The sequence below is a fragment of the Micromonospora jinlongensis genome, from assembly GCF_013410645.1.
In the GTDB taxonomy this organism is placed as follows: domain Bacteria; phylum Actinomycetota; class Actinomycetes; order Mycobacteriales; family Micromonosporaceae; genus Micromonospora; species Micromonospora zamorensis.
Genome location: NZ_JACCHK010000001.1, coordinates 4,315,110 through 4,336,370, shown reverse-complemented (window position 1 = coordinate 4,336,370; position 21,261 = coordinate 4,315,110). Strand labels below are relative to the sequence as shown.

General features: G+C 70.3%; 16 protein-coding genes. 6 read left to right on the top strand and 10 right to left on the bottom strand.

Annotated features, from left to right (window positions below; genetic code table 11):
- Positions 1-502 precede the first annotated feature (502 nt).
- From HNR22_RS19240 to HNR22_RS19225, 4 genes are all read left to right on the top strand, one after another.
- Positions 503-1,474 carry a ParA family protein gene (locus HNR22_RS19240; protein WP_425488108.1) on the top strand — a complete coding sequence of 324 codons (972 nt, stop codon included), beginning with the start codon at positions 503-505 and terminating at the stop codon, positions 1,472-1,474.
- 27 nt (positions 1,475-1,501) lie between these two features.
- Complete coding sequence (locus HNR22_RS19235) at positions 1,502-2,515, top strand: ParB/RepB/Spo0J family partition protein (protein WP_179781511.1); 1,014 nt, start codon at positions 1,502-1,504, stop codon at positions 2,513-2,515.
- A 1,311-nt stretch (positions 2,516-3,826) separates the two neighbouring features.
- Positions 3,827-4,666: a hypothetical protein gene (locus HNR22_RS19230; protein ID WP_179783626.1), complete on the top strand. Its 840-nt coding sequence runs from the start codon at positions 3,827-3,829 to the stop codon at positions 4,664-4,666.
- 278 nt (positions 4,667-4,944) lie between these two features.
- On the top strand, positions 4,945-6,126 hold the full coding sequence (locus HNR22_RS19225) for a Cmx/CmrA family chloramphenicol efflux MFS transporter (RefSeq protein ID WP_179781510.1): 1,182 nt from the start codon (positions 4,945-4,947) through the stop codon (positions 6,124-6,126).
- Between the two features lie 127 nt (positions 6,127-6,253).
- On the opposite strand, the gene HNR22_RS19220 is transcribed toward HNR22_RS19225, so the two are convergent.
- A complete protein-coding gene (locus HNR22_RS19220; RefSeq protein WP_179781509.1) occupies positions 6,254-7,258 on the bottom strand; it encodes a D-alanine--D-alanine ligase family protein in 1,005 nt (334 codons plus the stop codon).
- A gap of 7 nt (positions 7,259-7,265) precedes the next feature.
- Positions 7,266-8,579: an aminotransferase-like domain-containing protein gene (locus tag HNR22_RS19215; RefSeq protein WP_179781508.1), complete on the bottom strand. Its 1,314-nt coding sequence runs from the start codon at positions 8,577-8,579 to the stop codon at positions 7,266-7,268.
- Between the two features lie 294 nt (positions 8,580-8,873).
- Between HNR22_RS19215 and HNR22_RS19210 the strand changes: the two genes are divergently transcribed.
- Positions 8,874-9,539: a GNAT family N-acetyltransferase gene (locus tag HNR22_RS19210; protein WP_088950792.1), complete on the top strand. Its 666-nt coding sequence runs from the start codon at positions 8,874-8,876 to the stop codon at positions 9,537-9,539.
- 38 nt (positions 9,540-9,577) lie between these two features.
- Here the strand turns inward: HNR22_RS19210 and HNR22_RS19205 are convergent, their stop codons facing one another.
- The 7 genes from HNR22_RS19205 to murJ all read right to left on the bottom strand — a co-directional run bounded on the left by HNR22_RS19205 (position 9,578) and on the right by murJ (position 17,983).
- Positions 9,578-10,741, bottom strand: a complete 1,164-nt coding sequence (locus HNR22_RS19205) for an N-acetylmuramoyl-L-alanine amidase (RefSeq protein ID WP_179781507.1) — start codon at positions 10,739-10,741, stop codon at positions 9,578-9,580.
- A 171-nt stretch (positions 10,742-10,912) separates the two neighbouring features.
- Positions 10,913-11,236, bottom strand: a complete 324-nt coding sequence (trxA, locus tag HNR22_RS19200) for a thioredoxin (RefSeq protein WP_088950790.1) — start codon at positions 11,234-11,236, stop codon at positions 10,913-10,915.
- A 31-nt stretch (positions 11,237-11,267) separates the two neighbouring features.
- Positions 11,268-12,218, bottom strand: coding sequence for a thioredoxin-disulfide reductase (gene trxB, locus HNR22_RS19195; protein WP_179781506.1), 951 nt, complete (start codon positions 12,216-12,218; stop codon positions 11,268-11,270).
- A 183-nt stretch (positions 12,219-12,401) separates the two neighbouring features.
- The gene (locus HNR22_RS19190) at positions 12,402-13,412 is read right to left on the bottom strand and encodes a hypothetical protein (RefSeq protein WP_179781505.1); all 1,011 of its coding nucleotides are present in this window, start codon (positions 13,410-13,412) and stop codon (positions 12,402-12,404) included.
- Positions 13,409-14,125, bottom strand: a complete 717-nt coding sequence (gene sigM, locus HNR22_RS19185) for an RNA polymerase sigma factor SigM (protein WP_179783625.1) — start codon at positions 14,123-14,125, stop codon at positions 13,409-13,411. Before sigM ends, HNR22_RS19190 begins: the two co-directional genes overlap by 4 nt.
- Positions 14,126-14,168: 43 nt before the next feature.
- The gene (locus tag HNR22_RS19180) at positions 14,169-15,785 is read right to left on the bottom strand and encodes a protein kinase family protein (protein WP_179781504.1); all 1,617 of its coding nucleotides are present in this window, start codon (positions 15,783-15,785) and stop codon (positions 14,169-14,171) included.
- A gap of 446 nt (positions 15,786-16,231) precedes the next feature.
- Positions 16,232-17,983 (bottom strand): murein biosynthesis integral membrane protein MurJ, encoded by a 1,752-nt coding sequence (murJ, locus tag HNR22_RS19175; protein WP_179781503.1) that lies wholly within the window; start codon positions 17,981-17,983, stop codon positions 16,232-16,234.
- 126 nt (positions 17,984-18,109) lie between these two features.
- On the opposite strand from murJ, the gene HNR22_RS19170 reads away from it, so the two are divergent.
- Entirely contained in the window at positions 18,110-19,570 is a 1,461-nt protein-coding gene (locus HNR22_RS19170) for a CCA tRNA nucleotidyltransferase (RefSeq protein WP_179781502.1), read from the top strand.
- Positions 19,571-19,711: 141 nt separating this feature from the next.
- Here the strand turns inward: HNR22_RS19170 and HNR22_RS19165 are convergent, their stop codons facing one another.
- A complete protein-coding gene (locus HNR22_RS19165; protein WP_179781501.1) occupies positions 19,712-21,244 on the bottom strand; it encodes a flotillin family protein in 1,533 nt (510 codons plus the stop codon).
- Between the last annotated feature and the right edge of the window lie 17 nt (positions 21,245-21,261).

Genomic DNA, 21,261 nt, shown 5'->3' with positions numbered 1-21,261 from the left:
CTGACCGCGCGTCGATAGTGTGGAGCGGACGGTGGACGTCGCGGGTCTCCGATCGCTCCCGAGGGCCGTACGCTCCGGGATGCGGGCGTGGTGTGGCCAAAGTTGACCGGGGCGCGGACCGACCATCCGAAGCGGGCAGGGATGACAGGTGCATGACGACGGCAGGTATGACGATCCACGCGTGACCGGGTCAACCAGCGATCCCGTTTCACGTGAAACCGACTACCCGAGCTGGTCGCCCGACGCGACCGGGTCACCGACCGGTCCAGCGGACGGCGATGCGCCGGCAGCACACGATCAGTCCCCGGGCTCGGGGCGACCGGAGGGCGCGGCCATCCCGGATCCGGCGAGTGTTCGTCGTACGCCGGAGGGGGTGAGCCGACCGGTCAACGCCGCCGAGGTGCGGTCGACCTCGGGCCGCCGCAACACCGCCGCAGCGGTTCGTTTCGAGCCCGCGGTTCCGCACCAGCCCACCGCCGCAGTCGTTCGGGATGCCGCACCTGTGGTTGCCGAAGCACCGGTGGCTTCTACCGAGTCGTTGGCCGCCGTGGTGGCCGACCCCACGTACGTTTCACGTGAAACCCCGACGCGCGAAGAGGATGACCCACCGTTGGCTATGGAGGCGATGCGCGCCGTGCAGATCCTGAATCCCAGTGGCGAGGTGACCATGCCTCGACCGGACCGGACCCGGGTCATGTGCGTCGCCAACCAGAAGGGCGGCGTGGGTAAGACCACCACCACCGTCAACCTTGCGGTGGCGCTCGCCCTGCACGGCAACCGGGTGCTCGTGGTGGACCTCGACCCGCAGGGCAATGCCTCGACCGGGCTCAACGTTCCGCACCATACCGGCATCCCGGACGTCTACGACTGCCTGATCAACAGCGTTCCGCTGGCCGAGGTGGCGCAGGCGGTCGAGGGCATCCCCAACCTCTGGTGCGTCCCCGCGACCATCGACCTGGCCGGCGCGGAGATCGAGCTGGTCTCCGTGGTGGCTCGGGAGTCGCGGTTGGACCGGGCGATCGCCGCCTACCCGGGCGAGTTCGACTACGTCTTCATCGACTGCCCACCCTCGCTCGGTCTGCTGACGGTCAACGCTCTGGTGGCCGCGCAGGAGGTGCTGATTCCGATCCAGTGCGAGTACTACGCACTCGAAGGGCTCAACCAGCTGATCAACAACATCAACCTGGTACGCCAGCACCTCAACCCGAAACTCGACGTCTCCACCATCCTGCTGACCATGTACGACCGCCGTACCCGGCTGGCCGACGCCGTCGAGCAGGACGTCCGGAACCACTTCGGCGACAAGGTCCTCCAGGCGGTCATCCCCCGCAACGTCCGCGTCTCGGAGGCGCCGAGCTACGGCCAGTCGGTGATGACCTACGATCCCGGTTCGCGGGGAGCGACGAGCTACTTCGAAGCCGCCCAGGAGATCGCGGAACGAGGCGTCAAGGAGCCGGTGGGCCGGAATGCGTAGTGCGGATGAGTCGCTGGGAGGCGTGGCATGAAGAACCGTCCTCGGGGCGGTCTGGGTAGGGGCCTGGGGGCACTGATCCCGACCGGGCCGGCGCCGGCTGCCGCTGGCACCGCGACGGCCGAACCGGAGAACGAGTACGTGGACGACGCGGCGACCGAGGCCGTCGCCGCGGTGCCCGTCGGGGCGCCGGTCCGCGAGCCGGAGCCCGTGCTCAGCCCGGTGCCGGGGGCACGGTTCGCCGAGATCCCGGTCGACGCGATCCTGCCCAACCCGAAGCAGCCGCGCCAGGTCTTCGACGAGGAGGCTCTGGAGGAACTCAAGACCTCGATCCAGGAGGTCGGCTTTCTCCAGCCCATCGTCGTCCGGCAGCTCGACGACGAGAAGTACGAGCTGGTCATGGGCGAGCGCCGCTGGCGCGCCGCTCAGGCGGTGGGGCGGGAGAACATCCCGGCAATCGTCCGGGACACCCGCGACGACGCCATGCTCCGCGACGCCCTGCTGGAGAACATCCACCGGGCCAACCTGAACCCTCTGGAAGAGGCCGCCGCTTACCAGCAACTGCTGGAGGAGTTCGGGGCCACCCACGAGGAGCTGGCCCGCCGGATCGGTCGGAGTCGTCCGCAGATCTCCAACACGATCCGACTGTTGAACCTGCCGGCGCAGGTGCAGCGCCGGGTGGCCGCGGGGATTCTGTCGGCCGGTCACGCCCGTGCCCTGCTGAGCCTCGACGAAGCAGAGGCACAGGAACAGTTGGCATTGCGGATCGTGGCCGAGGGCCTGTCGGTCAGGGCGACCGAGGAGATCGTGGCCCTCACGCTCAACGACGGGCCGGCGAAGGGGCAGGCCGCGAAGCGCCGGCCGAAGGCGCACGCGCCAGCTCTGACCGATCTCGCCGACCGGCTGTCCGATCGGTTCGACACCCGGGTGAAGGTCGACATCGGGCGGAGCAAGGGCAAGATCACGATCGAGTTCGCGACCGTGGACGACCTTGAGCGGATCGTCGGGATTATCGGAGTGCAGCAGGAGGAGAGCGAGGGCTGAGCCCCCTCTCCCCGCCGACGGCCGCGCTACCCCTCAAGGGTGCGCGGCCGTTCCGTATCCCGCTCGTCACGTTTCACGTGAAACGGCCGCCGTTTCACGCCGTACCGATTGGCGGCCCACGACTCGGACGCCTGAGGCTCGCCCAGCCCGAGCCGCGCGGCGTCTCGCCTCCCGATAGCTGCGCCGGTCGACGTCAGCCGGTGGGCGAAGGCCCGAGGCTCTGTTTCACGTGAAACAGGAGGGGTGCCGAGGATGGTCGAGGGCCGACCGCACCTGATTCATCGAGAGCGCGGCTCGGTCACCGAGATCCACGGTGGTGCGGAATTGGATGCCAGTCCCCGAACCTCCCTCTAGGTAGATGCTCATGGAGTGCCCTGCGCGCCGCTCAGTTGCCCGCTGCCGCATCGTGTGCCGCAGAGGGTGCTTGTGATCGACCGGAGCGCCGGGCGGCCTTCTCAGGGCGCGTGGGCATCATGAGGCGGTGGCCGACAGCAAACGCGGCGCCCACTTCTCCCCCTGCCATCGTCCGTGTATCTCGGCCTCGCGCTGTGCGCGCCCCGGTCTGTGCGCGCCTCGCTCTGCGCCTGCTCCCTCTGGCGTCCGGCGATCCGCAGGCTTGGGGTGCCTCTGTGGAAACCTCCCAGGGCTGAGCCCGGTGGAAACTCCACGCGAATGAGGGCAGCGGTTCGAGCCAGGACCTCTTCGGGCACCACGGCAGTGCGGCCTTCCCCCGCTGGGGCGGCATCCGAAGCTCCAGCGCAACCGGGTCGAACGGCAGCGCCCGGATGCCCTCGGCGAACCGTCGCGAACGCCCGTCGGGCAGTTCGCGGACAACGACCGACTCGCCGAAAAGTTATCCACACCCTTTGTCCACAGGCACCCCCTGTTTCACGTGAAACAGCGCGTGGGAGCGGGTGCGAGCCTGTGGATGACGGCCTGTGTTGAGGATCTCGGCAGCCTGTGGATATCGCTTCACGGCGCAGTGGTGACACCGTGTGCCCGGTCGACGACGGGCACTGATTCGGCAGGCCCGGACCGATCATTCAGGTAGGGACAGCGGTGCCAGACTCGGTTAGGGTCAGCGTCGTGCACGACACCCCTCCCTCAGTCCCGGACTTCACCCAGTGGCCGTCGTTCCCCTTCGAAGGCGACCTCCACGTGAAGCAACTCGATGATCCGGTCCCGGTCGAACCGCCCCGGAAGGGCGAGGGTCTCCGGGAATGCACCGCCTGCAACGCACCCGACGACGCCTACATCTGGGTGGGAGAGCGCTGGCGGGTACGCGCCATGGACCGCCCGACCGGGCTGCCCATGGTGCTCATCCTGGAATCGCGGACGCACCTCGATCTCGGTGACCTGCCGAATCTGCTCGCCGCCGAGCTGGGCGTGATGACCGTTCGTCTGGAGCGGGCCATCCGGTCCCTCGACGGGGTGGCGCGAGTCCACGTCAACCGGTGGGGAGACGGCTCGGCCCACCTGCACATGTGGTTCCTCGCTCGCCCGTACGGTCGACTCCAGCTGCGGGGCACCTTCCTGTCATTGTGGGACTCGATCCTGCCGCCGATCTCCGAGGCGCAGTGGCGGGAGAACCTGGCGCTCGTCGCCGCCTGGCTCGCCGAGTTTGGCGGCCGCCCGCTCGCCGAGCCGCCCCGCATCCAGTGGCAGGCACCGTCCAGCCTCCTGGCTCAGTCCGAAGCTGCCGATGCCGCTGCCGCCGATGCCGCAGCGGCTGCTGCTGCCTCGGTCATCGAGGCGGCGGAGGAGATCCCCGAACCAGGGGGCTCCACTCCCAGCGTCGATCCGGCCGACGGCGATACGGCACCATCAGCGGATCCAGTGGACGGGGACGCCGACGCCGGGTCCACGGTCGCCGACGCCGCTCCGACGAGCGAAGCCGCCAGCCCGGCACGAGACGGCAACGCGGCAAGCAACGCACCCGCCGGCACGACATCGTCCGGCACGACACCATCTGTTGTCTCGGAGTCCGGCACACCCACGTCCGGCGTCGCCAGCGCGGTGCCCGCCAACGGACCCGCGGTCCTCTCGGGAGCCGCGGTCCGGAACGATCCGGCGGATGACGCTGCTGACAAGGCCACCGCCGGCGCTCTGGACGAGGCACCCCGCAAGGCCGCCCCGAACAGCGACGCCTAGAACATCGGTGCCTCGTTGTTGTGGGGCGCAAGGTCGACGACACGCGCGCCGGGCGGAAACCGGTTGCGTGGTGACCGGCTGGTTTGAGTAGTGTCTGCGCCATGTCGAGCCCTGAGGCATCCAAGGTGGGGGCTTTCGGTCACGCCGTCAGCCCCGTGAACCACTGAGTTCATAGTCCGCTCCCAGCAGCCTTCGCTGCATGGGCATTTGAGCGCACCCTTGGGCGCTGGCCGCGGTGACGAGACGTCTCCTCGTTCTCTCTCACCTCGGAGTTCTTGATGCCTCTGCCGCTCTACCTGCTTGCCGTGGCGGTCTTCGCCATGGGCACCTCGGAGTTCATGCTTGCCGGCTTGGTGCCGGACATCGCCGCAACCTTCGACGTGTCGGTCGGGGCCGCCGGGCTTCTGACCTCGACGTTTGCCCTCGGGATGATCTGCGGCGCGCCGCTCATGGCGGCGCTTGCGCGCTGGTGGCCTGTCCGGGCCAGCCTGCTGTGCTTCGTGCTGGTTTTTGCCGTGGCCCACGTCGTTGGCGCTCTCACGACGAGCTTCGCGGTTCTGCTCATCACTCGGGTGATCGCCGCCCTGGCCAACGCGGGCTTCCTTGCTGTGGCACTGAGCACGGCGGCCACGCTCGTCGCATCTGATCAGAAAGGGCGTGCGCTGGCGGTGCTGCTCTCGGGTACGACGGTGGCCACCATCGCTGGAGTTCCCGGCGGCGCAGTCCTCGGTACGGTGCTTAGCTGGCGGGCAACCTTCTGGGCGATCGCACTGCTCTGCCTTCCCGCTGCGTTCGGTGTCATGAAGGGCATCCCGGCCCGTGTCGGAAAGACCGCTCGGGACACTCCGGCTGGCTCGTCTCTTCGGATTGAGATTGCCCAGCTCGCGATGCCCAGGCTGGTCCTGGTCATGCTGCTCGGTGCCCTCGTCAACGCTGCCACCTTCGCCACATTCACCTTCCTGGCACCGATCGTGACTGACACCGCCGGCATGGGCGAGCTGTGGGTCTCGGTCGTGCTGGTGCTCTTTGGTATTGGGTCCTTCCTCGGCGTCACCCTCGCGGGACGGCTCTCCGATCAGCGTCCCGGTCTCGTGATCGCAGTCGGTGGCCCGTTGCTGTTGCTCGGCTGGTTCGCGTTGGCGACCCTGGCTACCCAGCCGGTGGCGCTGCTGCTCCTCGTGTTCGTGCAGGGCACGCTTTCCTTCGCGTTGGGGAGCACCCTGATCGCCAGGGTGCTCTATGAGGCAGCAGGCGCCCCCACCATGGGCGGTTCGTATGCGACCGCGGCGCTCAACATCGGTGCCGCTGGCGGCCCCGCCGTTGCAGCAGCGACCCTCGGGGCCAACGCCAACGACCTTGGCCCGGCATGGGTCAGTGGCTTCCTGGTTGCGGTCGCACTGCTCATCGCCCTGCCGCTGCGGCGATTCATCGCACCTCGCGTCGGCCAGGCGATTCGATGACCCACGCGAACGCTCCGAACGTCCGGCCCTCATACAAACGTCCTGGACAGCACACCTGGGACGGGCCCGCTGAGGCAGCGGGATCGCAACCTCAGACACCCCGACAGGGGTGTCTGAGGTGAGCAGATCAGGAAGTGGTGAGGCGAGCCGCTGCTCGGGTGACCAGCGTGCCGAGGAGCCGGCCGAAGTCCAAACCTGCCGCCTGCACGGCGAGCGGCAGCAGTGACGTCTCGGTCATGCCCGGCGAGACGTTGACCTCCAGCACGTGCGGCTGGCCCGAGGCGTCCACGATCACGTCGACGCGGGAGAGGTCCCGCAGGCCGAGTGCGGTGTGCGCGGCGAGCGCCACGTCGGCGACCGTGGCGGCCACCTCCGGGTCCAGCCGGGCCGGCGCGTGCCACGTGGTCCGGCCGGCCGTGTAGCGGGCGGCGTAGTCGTACACGCCGTTGCGCGGCACGATCTCCACCGGCGGCAACGCCTGCGGTCCGTCGCCGAGGTCGACCACGGAGACCGCCACGTCCATGCCGGGCACGTACCGCTCGACGAGCGCCGTGGAGTCGTACGCGAAGCAGCCGACCATCGCCGCGGGCAGTGCCGCCGCGTCGCGGACCACCGCGCCACCCAGCCCCGACCCGCCCTGGGCGGGCTTGACCATCAGGGGCAGGCCCAGCCGGTCGACGATCCGGTCCAGGACGGCGACCGCACCCAGCTCGGAGAAGCGATCATGTGGCAGGGCCACCCAGTCCGGGGTGGGAATGCCGGCCTCGCGAAGCACGGCCTTGGCCGAGGGCTTGTCCCAGGCGACCCGGGAGGCGCGGGCATCGCAGCCGACGTACGGGATGTCGCACAGGTCCAGCACCCCGCGCAGTGAGCCGTCCTCGCCGGTCGCGCCGTGCAGTGCGATCACCACCGCGTCCGGTGGGTCGGCGGCCAGCGACGGGAGCAGCGCCACGTCGGCGTCGCGCAGCTCTGCTTCCACCCCTACGGCGCGCAGTGCGTCGAGCACCCGCCGACCGGAGCGCAGTGACACGTCCCGCTCGTAGGAGAGCCCACCCGCGAGCACCACGACGCGCAGGTCGGGCGAGGCGACGGAATCGGTCACGAGGAGGCGCTCAACGGCGGTCGTACCCATGCCGGCATCATGCCAAGTCGGGGCCTGGCACGTCGGAGCCGGCCCGGCCGCGTCGGCCGGCGACGCCGCCCACAGCACCGAAGACGCGGCGCATCGCGATCTCCTGCTCCATCACACCGGCCAGCCGGCGGACGCCCTCGCGGATCCGTTCCGGCGGCGGGAAGCTGAAGTTCAGCCGCATCGCGCCGGTGCCGGTGCCGTCGGCGTAGAAGCCGGTGCCGGGCACGTAGGCGACCCGGGCGGCGACCGCTCGCGGCATCATGGCCTTGGAGTCGAGCCCCTCGGGCAGGGTGGCCCACACGAAGAGACCACCGGCCGGCGTGGTCCAGCTGGTGCCTTCGGGCATCAGGTCGGTCATCGCGTCGAGCAGGGCGTCCCGGCGCTCCCGGTAGACCTCGCGGTAGACCTTGAGCTGCTGCCGCCAGGGCATCGTGCCCAGGTAGGTGGAGACGGCGGCCTGGGCGTAACCGCTGGGGCACAGGATCTGGGCCTCGCTCGCGATGACCAGCTTGTCGCGGACCGCGTGCGGCGCCAGGATCCAACCGACCCGCAGCCCGGGCGCGAAGGTCTTGGAGAAGGTGCTGAGGTAGAAGACCCCGTCCCGGCGGCGCGCCCGCAGGGGCGCGGGGGCCTCACCCTCGAAACCCAACTGACCGTACGGGTCGTCCTCGACGACGAGCAGGCCGGCGCGCTCACAGATGTCGAGGACCCGTTCCCGGCGTTCCTCGCTGAGCGTCACGCCGGTCGGGTTCTGGTAGGTGGGGATCGTGTAGAGGAACTTCACCCGGCGGCCGGCGCGGGCGAGGTCGGCGATGGCCGCCTCCAGCGCCTCCGGGACGAGCCCGTCCTCATCCATCGGTACGTGCACGACCTGCGCCTGGGCGGCCTGGAAGACGCCGAGCGCACCGACGTACGTCGGACCCTCGGCCAGCACCACGTCACCGGGGTCGAGGAAGAGCCGGGCCACCAGGTCCAGGGCCTGCTGCCCGCCCACGGTGACCACGACGTCCTCCGGAGAGGCGCCGCACGCGGCGTCGATCCCGGAGAGCGACATCACCTCGCAGATGCGCTCGCGCAGCTCGAGGGTGCCCTGACCGATGCCGTACTGGAGGGTGGTGACACCGTGCTCCGAGCCGAGCCGGCCGAGCATCTCACCGACAGCGTCCAGCGGAAGGGCGGCGATGTATGGCGCGCCACCAGCGAGCGAGACGACCTCCGGACGGCTGGCGACCGCGAACAGTGCTCGGATCTCCGAGGCGGTCATCCCGCGTACCCGCCGGGCGTACCGGTCGGTGTAGTCGTCGAGTGTCGTGCCGGTCATGACCTCACCTCGATCGCTGCTCGGGTGGCTCTCGCCCCGGGTACCCCGCACGCCGCTGACCATGGCGGCGGGACACCGATTGTCGATCCTAGTCCGCCGAAGCCACCCTGCGACCGTGCCGAGACGGATCGACCACATGGCGGACCGTGTCCGGCGTCCCCCGGTGAGGTGGGCATCTGCGCGTCCCTTCCCGCATCTCCGATCCGCGGCGTACGATCGCTCGTCGGGGGCAGGAAGGCGGCGCTGTCGTTCCATGCCGGTCTCACCACCGAGCCTATTGTGGGGATGCTCCATATGTCGCGACGTCTGGTCAGCCTGACCCTCGACACGTTGGAAGACCTCCCGCGACCGTGCCGGCAGTGCGTCTACTGGGAGCTCGATCCGGTCTCCGCGGAGCGGGCCTGCGCCGCCGGCGATCCGGGCCTGGAGAAGGAGGCGTGGGTCTCCCAGACGCTGCTGGAGTGGGGCTCCTGCGGCAAGCTCGCGTACGTCGACGGCATGCCGGCTGGCTTCGTGATGTACGCCCCACCCGCCTACGTGCCCCGCTCGATGGCGTTCCCGACCTCGCCGGTCTCCGCCGACGCGGCACTGCTGATGACGGCCAACGTGGTTGCCGCGTTCGCCGGTGGCGGGCTGGGCCGGATGTTGGTGCAGGGCGTCGCCCGGGATCTCACCAAGCGGGGGATCAAGGCAATCGAGGCGTTCGGCGACGCCAAGTTCGGCGACGCGGACGACCCCTCGGGTGGCTGCGTGGCGCCGGTCGACTTCTTCCTCTCGGTGGGGTTCAAGACCGTACGTCCGCATCCACGTTTCCCCCGGTTGCGCCTTGAGCTGCGTACGGCGCTGAGCTGGAAGTCCGACGTCGAGTACGCGCTGGAGAAGCTGCTCGGCTCGATGAGCCCGGAAACGCTGCTCCGCCCGGTCCGTCCCGCCCCGGCCACCCGTTCCACCAACGGCTGACCGCCGGGCTCGTGCGGCGACCGCGCTCAGGCGGAGGATCAGTCGACCACGGTGCCGGCGGCCACGACGGCCCGCAGTTCGCTGACGTCCAGCGAGCCGGTCGGAACGTCCCGTTCGATCGGGTAGTACATCCGCTGCACGGCAGCCACGATCGCCTCCACCACACGGTCACGGAACCGGGGGTCGACCAGTTGGGCGCGGTCTGTGGGCGAGGTGAGGTAGCCGACCTCGACCCGGACGGCGGGCATCCGGGTCAGTCGCAGCAGGTCCCACGTCTTGGCGTGGGTGCGGCAGTCCCGCAGCCCGGCCCGGGCGACGATTTCCCGCTGCACGAGCCCAGCCAGACGCTCACCGGTCGCCGAGGTCACCCCGTTGTCGGTGCCGTAGTGGTAGGTGGCGACGCCCTCCGCATCCGGGTTGGCGTGGCCGTCCAGGTGCAGCGAGATGAACACGTCGGCACCGAGCGAATTGGCCAGCTCGGCCCGGTCGGTGTCCGGCAGACAACGGTCGGGCGACGGCCCCCGGGTGAGCTGCACCCGCACCCCGGACGCGGCGAGCCGCCCTTCCAGCCGGCTGGCGAGGTCGTGCACCAGGTCCGCCTCCGTCCAGCGCAGCGGCCCGTCCGGCACCACCATCCCGGGGTCGGTGCCACCGTGCCCCGGGTCGATGACCACCGTCTTGCCGACCAGCGCCGGCCCGGACTGCCGGATCGCGTCAGACTCGCGTAGCCACTGCGGGCGGCCACCGACCACCTTGCGGCCGATCCGGCGCAGCGCGTTCATGGTGTGTGGGCCGCAGGAGCCGTCGGGGGTGAGACCGACCTCGCGCTGGAACTGGGCCACCGCGCGGGACGTCCGGACGCCGTAGATGGCGTCCGCGCGGCCCACGTCGTACCCCATCTCCAGCAGTCGCTCCTGCAGTGACCGGACGTCCTCGCCGGTGAGCGGCTCGGGGACCGCGTGGTAGAGGGTGCGGGCGCCGAGCCGCCAGCGGGCGGCGTCCAGGGCGCGCCAGGTCTCCGCCCCGACCCGGCCGTCCACGCTGAGCCCTCGGGACTGCTGGAACGCCCGGACGGCCCGCTCGGTGTCGAGGTCGAACTCGTCGGCATGCGGCCCGGCTGCGGCGAGCAGGTCGAGGCCGACCAGGATGGTACGAATTTCCGTGACCGCGGGTCCCCGGTCACCGGGTCGGATCGGACGCACGCACGACCCCCTCTGCACGACGCTGGCTGGCCGGGCGGCCCAGGCTTGAGGCTATGCGTTCTCCGGCGGTGAGGTGGCTGGGGCCAGGAAAAACGTCGCCGGTGCGGCCCGGGAGACGACGAACCCCGCACCCGGCGAGCGGGTACGGGGTCCGGTTGGTGTTTCTGCTGGTCAGAGGGCCGATTCGATGAGCTTGACCAGCTCACCCTTCGGCTTGGCGCCCGCGATCGACTGCACCGGCTGGCCGTTCTTGAAGACGGTGAGCGTCGGCACCGACATCACCCGGTAGGCCCGCGCGGTCTCCGGGTTCTCGTCGATGTTGAGCTTGACGATGGTGACCTGGTCACCCATCTCGCCGGCGATCTCCTCGAGCAGCGGCGAAACCTTGCGGCAGGGGCCGCACCACTCGGCCCAGAAGTCCACCAGAACCGGCTTGTCAGCCTGCAGCACGTCGGCGACGAAACTCGCGTCCGTGACGGCCTTGGTCTTTCCCACTATGGCCCCTCCTCAGATGTGTTCGGTTGCTTCAGCTGAGCGTCGCGATGAACCGCTCGGCGTCGAGCGCGGCGGCACAGCCGGTGCCGGCCGCGGTGATCGCCTGGCGGTAGGTGTGGTCGACGACGTCGCCGGCGGCGAAGACACCGGGCACGTTGGTGCGGGTGCCGGGGGCCTGGACCTTGACGTAGCCCTCGTCGTCCATCTCGACCTGACCACGGAAGAGTTCGCTGCGGGGGTCGTGACCGATGGCCACGAAGACGCCGGTCACGTCCAGCACCTTGGTCTCGCCGGTGTGCACGTTGCGGACCCGTACGCCGGTGACCTTGCCGTCGTCGCCGAGGATCTCCTCGACGGTGCTGTTCCACTCGACCTTGATCTTCTCGTTGCTCAACGCCCGGTCGGCCATGATCTTGCTGGCCCGGAACGAGTCGCGCCGGTGGATGATCGTGACCGACTCGGCGAAGCGGGTGAGGAAGCTAGCCTCCTCCATCGCCGAGTCGCCGCCGCCGACGACCACGATGTGCTGGTTGCGGAAGAAGAAGCCGTCGCAGGTGGCGCAGGAGGAGACGCCGTGGCCCAGGTATTCCTGCTCGCCGGGCACGCCCAGCGGACGCCAGGCCGAACCGGTGGAGAGGATGATGGATCGCGCCCGGTAGGCGGTCTCGCCGACCCAGACGGTGCTCACCGCGCCGGAGCCGGCGTCGCCGGTGTCCACCAGCTCGACGCGGGTCACGTCGTCGGTGAGGAACTCGGCGCCGAACCGCTCGGCCTGCTTGCGCATGTTGTCCATCAGCTCGGGGCCGAGGATGCCGTCAGCGAAGCCGGGGAAGTTTTCCACCTCGGTCGTGGTCATCAGCGCGCCACCGGACTGCACGCCCTCAATGATCAGCGGCTTCAGGTTGGCGCGTGCGGCGTAGACCGCCGCCGTGTAGCCGGCCGGCCCGGAGCCGATGATGATCAGGTTGCGGACCTCGTCCACTGCCGTCTCCCGAGTTGTGTGTGTTCGGCGTCGGCGCGAGCACCGATGCTGATCCGAGTTGCCGACGCCTGGGTGGGGCCGGCAGCTGACTTCCAGAACGTCATCGTACGAACCGGGGATTCCCGAGCCGGGCATCCGGTGGGTCAGGTCACGTGGGCGGTCATCGTGCCGTTGACCGTGGATTCACCCTACCCGCGCCGAATACCGGCTGTCCGAGCCGGACCCGGGCACCCCGCACTCCGGGCCGCTCACCCAGGCCCAGCGAGCGCCGGTCGCGTCGGTGAAGCGGATGACCAGGGCCTGCTCGCCCTGGAACCGCGCGTAGTCGAGCACCTCGACCGTCAGTGGTGCGTTGCCGTGCTCGGCCGCCACGTCGGCCAGGCAGGTCGCCAGCGCGGCCTCGTCGGTCAGCCGGGCCAACTGGGTCAGCCCGTCGCCGGCGGGACGCCGGCCTTCCTCGTCGTCCTGCGGCTGGGCGCCGGGGGTCTTGCTGGTCACTCGGCTGGGAGTCGGCGTGCTCAGCGTGCCGACACCCGGCTCGGTGCCGAGGATCTGCGGGGTGTAGTCCGTACCGCTGCGCAGTGCGGGGCCTGTGGTGCGGACCGCGCCGGCCGCCGCGGCGTCTGCGGGTGCTCTGGCCGGCCGGTCCTGGGCGCTGGTGGCACTGGTGCCGTCCGAGACGTTCGTCGCCAGCTGGTTGAGGCCCAGCGCGACCGCGACCACGGCGACCGTGGCGGCGGCCACCGGTGCGCCGCGGCGGGCCCATTCATGCCAGCGACGACCAGGGCCGGTGGATGCGCGGCGTCCTGACCTGGAGAAGGTGGGTGTGGCGGGCCGGCGACCGGCCCCGCCCTGCACCGGTACGACCAGCGGCGACCCGGTGTCGGCGGCGTCGACCCCGGGCGCGGTCTGCTCGACGGAGGGGTCGTCCGACGTCGGCTCCGCGGCGGCCAGCGCGGCGGAGAGGCGGTCGACGATCGCCTGCGGCATCTCCAGTGACGGCTCGGCCCAGCGGGTCAGGCTCGCACTGACCTCCGTCAACGCGGGAGCCAGCAGTGCGTACGCCTCGGCCCAGGCCGGGTCCGCGGACACCAGTTGGGCGACTTCCTCCTGCTGCGGGGTGCCGTCCAACGCCCCGCCGAGGTAGTCAGCGAGGAGGTCGTCGTCGACCTCCCGGAACCCCTCGGTCGTCACGTGTCCTCCTGGTTGGCGTCCCGCCGGTACCGGCTCGACCCCGATCCGACGCCCTCGGTCGGGCCTGGGTTCCCCGGCGTGACGCCCGGCACGTCACCGACCATCCCGGCCGGGTCCGATCGTGCCGAGGGCGTTGCGGCCACCGCAGGGCGGAGATGCCCGAGCAGCACCGCCAGACGGGCCCGGCCCCGGGCACACCGGCTCTTCACCGTCCCCTCGGCGACGCCGAGGATGCGGGCGACCTCGGCGACCGGGTAGCCCTGCACGTCGACCAGCACCAGCGCGGCGCGTTGTTCGAGGGGCAGCGCGGCGAGCGCCGCGCGGACGACCAGCACGGTGTCGTGGTCCTGTGCCACGGCGGCCGGCTCGATCCCGCCGGTGCCCGAGCCGTCCTCGGCACGGTTGCCGTCCGGCAGCGGCACTGTCGGGTGTGCCTGCCGGCGACGGATCCGGTCCAGACAGGCGTTCACCACGATGCGGTGCAGCCAGGTGGTGACGGCGGAGTCACCGCGGAACCGGGACGCCGCCCGGTGCGCGGAGAGCAGCGCGTCCTGGAGTGCGTCGGCTGCCTCCTCGCGGTCACCGAGGGTCCGCAGGGCGACCGCCCAGAGCCGGTCGCGGTGCCGGCGGAACAACTCGGCGAAAGCGTGTCGGTCGCCATCGACGTGGGCACGCAACAGCTCCAGATCGGTAGCTGTGGCGTGCCCGTCCATCACCACGTCCGGTGGAAGCAGTGCCACGGAGGAGGCGCCGGGCTCACGACCCCTGGACCGTGATCTCCTGGACGTCGACCTGGAAGCCCCGCTCGCTGGCCGGCAACTCGGTGATCCAGAACAGCAGGTACTGGTATTTCTGGTCGGCGTCGAACCCGTTGAACGTCATGGTGGTGCCGTCGTGGTCCTCGAACGGCTGCCCGATGGTGGTGTTCGGGGTCTTGTAGGCCTGGACCATCTGCTTGTCGCCGTTGGAGGACGACGGCGGTGCGGTGGTGCCGGTGAGCAGCTCGGCGGACGCGCCGGTCGCGGACAGCACCGCCTGCACCGACTTGACGCTGTGCGGCTCGCCGAGGTCGAGCCAGACCCCCATGCCGGACTTCTGGTTGCCGAACTTGGCCGCCGTGTACGTGTCGGTGCCCCAGCCCTTGTCCGCGTCACCGTCGATGATCTTGTCGGCACCGCCCAGCTCGTCGCGCTTCTGGCTGTCCGGATCGATGATCCGGACGCTCTTGACGGCCAGCTTGCGGACCGCGGCGGCGGCCGGGGTGGCATCACCGGCCGGGGCGGTGGAGGTGGGAGCGGGAGGTTGGTTGGCCTGCGGGTCCTTGTCGCCGTCGTCGCCCAGGGTGTTGATCCCAATCAGGAGACCCACCAGGGCGACCACCAGCAGACTGGCGATGCCCAGGGCGACCTTGCGACCCCCGGCCGCAGCCAGTGGCGACGGCTCTTCCTCGGTGTCGGCGGCGAACCGCAGCGGCCCGCTGTTGTCGAGGTAGTGCTCCTCCTCGGCCGGCACGTCCAGCCGGGCCAGCTCGGCGGCGAGCACATCGGACGACGGCGGCGCGATCTCGGCGTCGAGCAGATCCATGGTCAGGTCGTCCAGGTACGCGGGAACACCCGCCCGGACCTGGCGAGGTGCCGCGATGGCGCCCCCGGCGTCGCGAACGGCGTCCGGGATGGCGGCCCGGCCGTGGCCGGCGGTGGCGCCACGCAGCGGCGCCTCGGCGTGCGGCCAGTAACCGGTCAGGGCGAAGTAGAGGACACCGCCGACCGCCCGGATGTCGTTCTCCTGGCTGTCGTCGCCATCGGTGCGGGCATCCGCCAGGACCACGCGGCCCTCGTCACTGATCATGACGGTGCCGGGGTGGACGTTGCCGTGCACCATGCCGGTGGCGTGCACCGCGGCGAGAGCGCTCGCGACGGCGTTGCCGATCGCGGTGGCCCGGGCCGGGTCCAGTGGACCGTCGGCCGCCAGGTCCCGCAGGGACTGCCCGTCGACCCACTCGCGCACCACGTACGCGCGGTCGGCCTCGTCGATCGCGTCGTAGACGCCGACCAGGTTGGGGTGGATGACCCGGCTGGCCGCGACGGCCGCCTGAAGCATTTCGGTGGCGGAGTCGCCGCCCGGGTAGCGCAGCACCACCGCGACGGGACGACGCAGGATGACGTCGACCCCGCGCCAGACCAGCCGACCCGCGCTGTCGTTGTTGATGTGCTCAACCAGCTCGTACCGCTCGGCGAGGACTTCACCGGCCGTGGGAGCACCGAAGGTCATGACCGGAGGAGCGCTTTCGTCCGCCTCCTGACCCTCGCCGACCTGGGTCACCCGTCCTCCCTCGGTGATCGTGTCGATCGATGGACCCGCACTGCTGGGCATGTGGCTTCCCGCTCTGCCGTTGAAGGAACCGGCCGACCGGTGTCGACGCGCAGCGTCGGCCCCTGCCGTACCCGTCGAGAGCGACCTTACCTGGGTTGCCCGTCTCCCCGACATGTCATCTTCCCGCCGTACCCGGCGGGTTCCCGGCAGTCGAAGAGCTCGTCCGGTTACGACCGTTGTCAGCCACGTTGCTGGCACATGTACTAGCTAATCTACGGCTTCACCGCAAGTGACCGACGCCGGGGCTGGGCTGGCGCGACCCCTCCCTACAACTGGCATGTTCCCACCGATCGGCCCGGCACGCTCAGCCGTACGGCTGGTTATCCACAGGCTGATGCGGTGGTTGACCGGCGAATCGCAGAGTTATCCACAGGTGCATCCCCAGCCTGGTGATCCGCGGTCACAGTCCGTGCCTGCAGAAACTTTTTGTGAACAGGCGCTGACGGTCAGCGACCCAGGCGGCGGCGGACCATGCCGACCACCTCGGTGATCTCACTGATCCGCAGCAGCATGGCCAGACCCAGGTAGCTCCCGCCGATCACCGCGCCGCCGATGACAAGCTGCACCACCGCTTCGAGCCGGCTGGGCGTGTCGTCACCGGGCAGCAGCTTGACCACCAACAGGCCGACGAGCGCCGCACCCAGTGCAGCGAGGGCGACCCGTCCCAGGGTGCGCATGATGCCACCCAGGCCGATCCGGCCGACGCGCGGGCGGAGCAGCCAGGCTGAGGCGACGGCGGCGGCGAGGTACGAGACCGCGTTGCCGATCATCATGCCGGAAGCGGCGAAGCTCGCCGAGAAGGCCGCGAAGAGCACGATCTGGACACCGGCTCGCAGCGCCACCACCGGAATGTTCACCAGTGCCGGAGTGCGGGTGTCCGGCAGCGCGTAGAAGGCGAAGGTGAAGAGCTGACTGATCGCGAACGGCACCAGGGCGACGGCGGCGAAGAAGAGCACCGGCGCTACCGACCGGGCGTTCTCGTCAGTGAACGCCCCGTACCGGAAGAGGGTGAAGGCGATCGGCGTGGCCAGCACCGCGTAGCAGACAGCGATGGGGGCGAGCACCGCGGAGACGGTGCGTGTGCCGCGGGAAAGGTCAGCGGCCAGGTCGGCGAAGCGGCCGTCGGCTGCGGCGGCGCTCATCCGGGGCATCAGCGCAGTGATGATCGAGACGGCGATGATGCCGTGCGCCATCATCAGCAGCAGGAAGACGTTGTTGTAGATCAGCGCACCGGCGGAGTCCTTCGGGACCCGGCTGAGCAGGTTGAAGACCACGATCAGACCGATCTGGCTGACCGCCACGTAGCAGAACATCCAGGCACCGAGACGGCCGAGTTCACCGAGGCCCAGCGCCCGGAAGTCGAACCGGAACCGCCAGCGGAAGCCGACCTTACGCAGCGCCGGCAAGAGGCCTGCGGCCTGCACGGCCACACCGATCAGGGTGCCCCCGCCGATCAGCAGGATCTGCCCGGTGCTCATCTCCTCGGGATCGAGGACCTTCGCCCCGAAGATCATGATGTAGAGGCCGGCGGTAGCGATCACCACGATGTTGTTCAGGATCGGCGCCCACATCGGGGCGGCGAAGTGACCCCTGGTGTTGAGCACCGCGCTGATCAACGCGCTGAGGCCGGTGAAGAAGATCATCGGCAGCATGAGCCGGGCCAGGGCGGTAACGAGATCCTGATAGTCCTGGCTCGACTCGTCACTGGCATAGAGCGAGGTCAGCACCGGTGCGAGGATCACCGCCACGATCGCGGCCGCGCCGAGGGCGAGCACCGCGAGGGTCAACAGCCGCTGGGTGTACGCCTGACCACCGTCGGTGTCGAACTTCCGCCGGCGTACCAGCACCGGGATCAGCACGCTGGTGAGGATGCCGCCGAGCAGGAACTCGTAGACCATCCCGGGCAGGATCTGCGCGGTGGTGTACGCGTTGCCGATCGCCGAGCCCAGCGCGGCAGTCAACACCAGCGTGCGGAGGAAGCCGGTGCCGCGGCTGACCAGGCTGCCGATCGCCATCACCGCGCTGTTCGTCGCCGCGCTCGCCTCGCCCACCTGTTCCTGCGGTGGCGCGGTCGACTCCAGGGCCGGCTGGTTCAGCGGCTCGGCGGAGATGAAGGTGGCGCCGTCACCCGGACGCGCGCTGCCCCCGGGCCCGCCGTCGTGCGCGGCGTTGGCGCTGCGGTAGAGCCCGCCGCTCATCTCCAGCCTCCCAGGGGTACGTCGAGCCGGACACCGACCCGCACGCCACAGACCATAGTCAACCCCCACCCGTTACCCGCGCCCGGCGGATCGGATCACACCCTGGCCCGATAAGCTGGCGATCCCATGTCCGAAGCTTCCGCTCCTCACGCCGCCGACCGCCGCGAACTCACCGCCGCGCAGCGCAACGCCGTCGCCGAACTGCTCCGGGTTTCCCCGGTCGCCGACGAGTTGGGCCGCCGCTTCGTCCGCGCCGGTCACGAGTTGCACCTGGTGGGCGGTTCGGTGCGGGATGCCCTGCTCGGCCGACTCGGGGACGACCTCGACTTCTGCACCGACGCGCACCCCGACGAGACGCTGCGGGTCCTCAAAGGCTGGGCCGAGTCGATCTGGGAGACCGGTCGGGAGTTCGGCACCATCGGCGCCCAGCGCGACGGCCTCCGGCTGGAGATCACCACGTTCCGCGCGGAGTCGTACGACCAGGTCAGCCGCAACCCGGTGGTGGTGTACGGCACCAGTCTCGACGAGGACCTGAAGCGGCGCGACTTCACCATCAACGCGATGGCGGTCAGCCTGCCGGAGCACCGGTTCACCGACCCGCACGGCGGGCTGGACGACATCTCGGCCAGGATGATCCGTACCCCGAGCACCCCCGGGGAGTCGTTCGGCGACGACCCGTTGCGGATGCTGCGGGCCGCCCGGTTCGCCGCCCAGTTGCGCTTCGCCGTGCACCCGGACGTGCACCGGGCGATGAGCGAGATGTCCGCCGACCTGGACCGGATCACCGCCGAGCGGATCCGCGACGAGTTCACCAAGCTGCTCTGCGGCGCAGACCCGATCACCGGGCTGCGGCTGCTGGTCGACACCGGGCTGGCCGAACGGTTCCTGCCGGAGCTGACCGGGTTGAAGCTGGAGATCGACGAGCACGCGCAGCACAAGGACGTCTACGAGCACACCCTGACGGTCGTCGAGAACGCGGTCTCCTACGAGGAGGAGGGCTGCGACTTCATCCTGCGGATGGCCGCCCTCATGCATGACGTGGGCAAGCCGGCGACGAAGGCCGCTGCCCCCGACGGTCGGGTCAGCTTCCACCATCACGAGGTGGTCGGCGCACGGCTGACCAAGGCCCGGATGAAGGCGATGCGCTACCCGAAGGAGGTCATCGCCAAGGTGACCGCGCTGGTCGCGCTGCACCTGCGCTTCTACGGGTACGGGCGGGGCGAGTGGACGGATTCGGCGGTGCGCCGTTACGTCGCCGACGCCGGTGACCTGCTGCCCCGACTGCACAAGTTGACCCGCTCGGACTGCACGACCCGTAACCGGCGCAAGGCGGCCCAGCTCGCCGCCGACTACGACGCCTTGGAGGACCGGATCGCCCGGATCGCGGCCGAGGAGGACCTGGCCCGGGTCCGTCCCGACCTGGACGGCAACGCGATCATGGAGTTGCTCGGCGTACCGCCGGGGCCTGTGGTCGGGCGGGCCTGGAAGCACCTCAAGGAACAGCGCCTTGAGCACGGCCCGCTGGACCGTGACGCCGCGGAGGTCGAGCTGCTGCGCTGGGCCCGCGCCGAGGGCCTGATCAGCTAACTCCACAGCCTGGCCTTGATCGACTCGGTCTAACGGAAATCGGGGTGTCCGGGTCGGCAGGACACCCCGATTTCCAGGAACCCGAGTGGATCTGACGGGCGCCGCCCCCGAACCGGGAGCGACGCCCGTCGGCGTACGTCGTCAGCGGGTCTCGACGGCGGTCCCGTCCACGGCCGGGGCGCCCTTGCCGGCGGAGGTGCCGTTGCCGGCCGCGGACGCCGAGCCGAGCCGGGACAGCAGACCGGCCAGGTCGATCCCGGTCAGGTCGCTGCCGAGCTGGAGCCCCTGGGCCACGTTGCCGGCCACCGACTTCGTCAGCGACGACGCGCCGTCGGTGGAGATGACTGTCATCTTGTCGATCGCCCCGATCGGCGCGCTGGCCGCCTCCACCACCTGCGGCAGCACCTTGACCAGCAGGTCCAGCACCGCCGCCTCGCCGTAGGCGGCGAACGCCTCGGCCTTGCGCGCCATCGCGTCCGCCTCGGCCTCACCCTTGGCCAGGATGGCCGCGGCCTCGGCCTGACCCTCCCGCTCCACCGCCTCGGCGATGGCGGAACGCCGACGCTGCTCGGCCTCACCTTCCTTGGCGCCCTCGATCGCGTTCGCCTCGGCGAGCGCGGCACGCCGAGCCCGCTCGCCCTCACCGGTGAGCCGCGCCTGTTCGGCGGAGGCCTGCGCGGCCGCGATGACCGACTGCCGCTGTGCGTCCGCGTGCAGCACCGCCGCGGCGCGGGACGCCTCGGCCTCCTGCTCCACCTTGTAGCGGGCGGCGTCGGCGGGCTTGCGCACCTCGGTGTCCAGTTGGCGCTGCTTGAGTTCGGCGTTGCGTTCGGCGACCTTCTGCTGCTCGGAGAGGATCGCCTGGTCCCGCTCCGCCTGGGCGAGCGGGCCGGCGGCGGCGGACTTCGCCTTCGCCGCGTCGATCTCGGCCTGGATGCCGGCCTGCTTGAGAGCCAGGTTCCGGTTCGCCTCAGCGATGGCCTCTTCGGCGAGCAGCCGTTCCTGCTCGGCCTGCTGCCGGGCCCGCGCCTCGGCGATGGCCGCGTCCTTGAGCACCCGGGCGGCCTCGGGCCGGCCCAGGTCCTGCAGGTAGGACCCTTCGGCGAGGATGTCCTGAAGTTGGAAGGTGTCCAGCACGAGACCCTGGTTGGTCATCGAGTGCTCGGCCTCCTCGGCCACCGCGCTGGCGAACGCCGCCCGGTCGCGGATGACCTCCTCGACGGTGAGCCGGCCGACGATCGAGCGCAGCGCTCCGGCGAGCACCTCCCGGGTGAAGTTGTCGATCTCGTCCTGTTGGTGCAGGAACCGCTGGGCAGCGGCCCGGATCGCGTCCTCGGTGCCGCCGACCTTGACGATCGCCACGCCGTGCAGGTCGGCGCGGATGCCCTGCTTGCTCACCGCGCCCCGGATGCCGACGTCGATCCGTCGGCTGGACAGGTCGAGCGACTGGAGCTTCTGCACCACCGGCAGCACGAAGACCGAGGCACCCAGCACGACCTTCTGCCCGGAGTTGTCGGTCGAGCGCCCGCCGTCGGCGGTCTGTGTGGTGCGACCCTTGCGACCGGTGACGATGAACGCCTCGTTCGGTCCGGCCACCTTGATCCGGGAGAGCACGAAGAGCACCAGGATGAGCACGAGGAGGACTGCGCCACCGATGGCGATTAGCAGGGCCATATAAAGGAGTCCTGTCT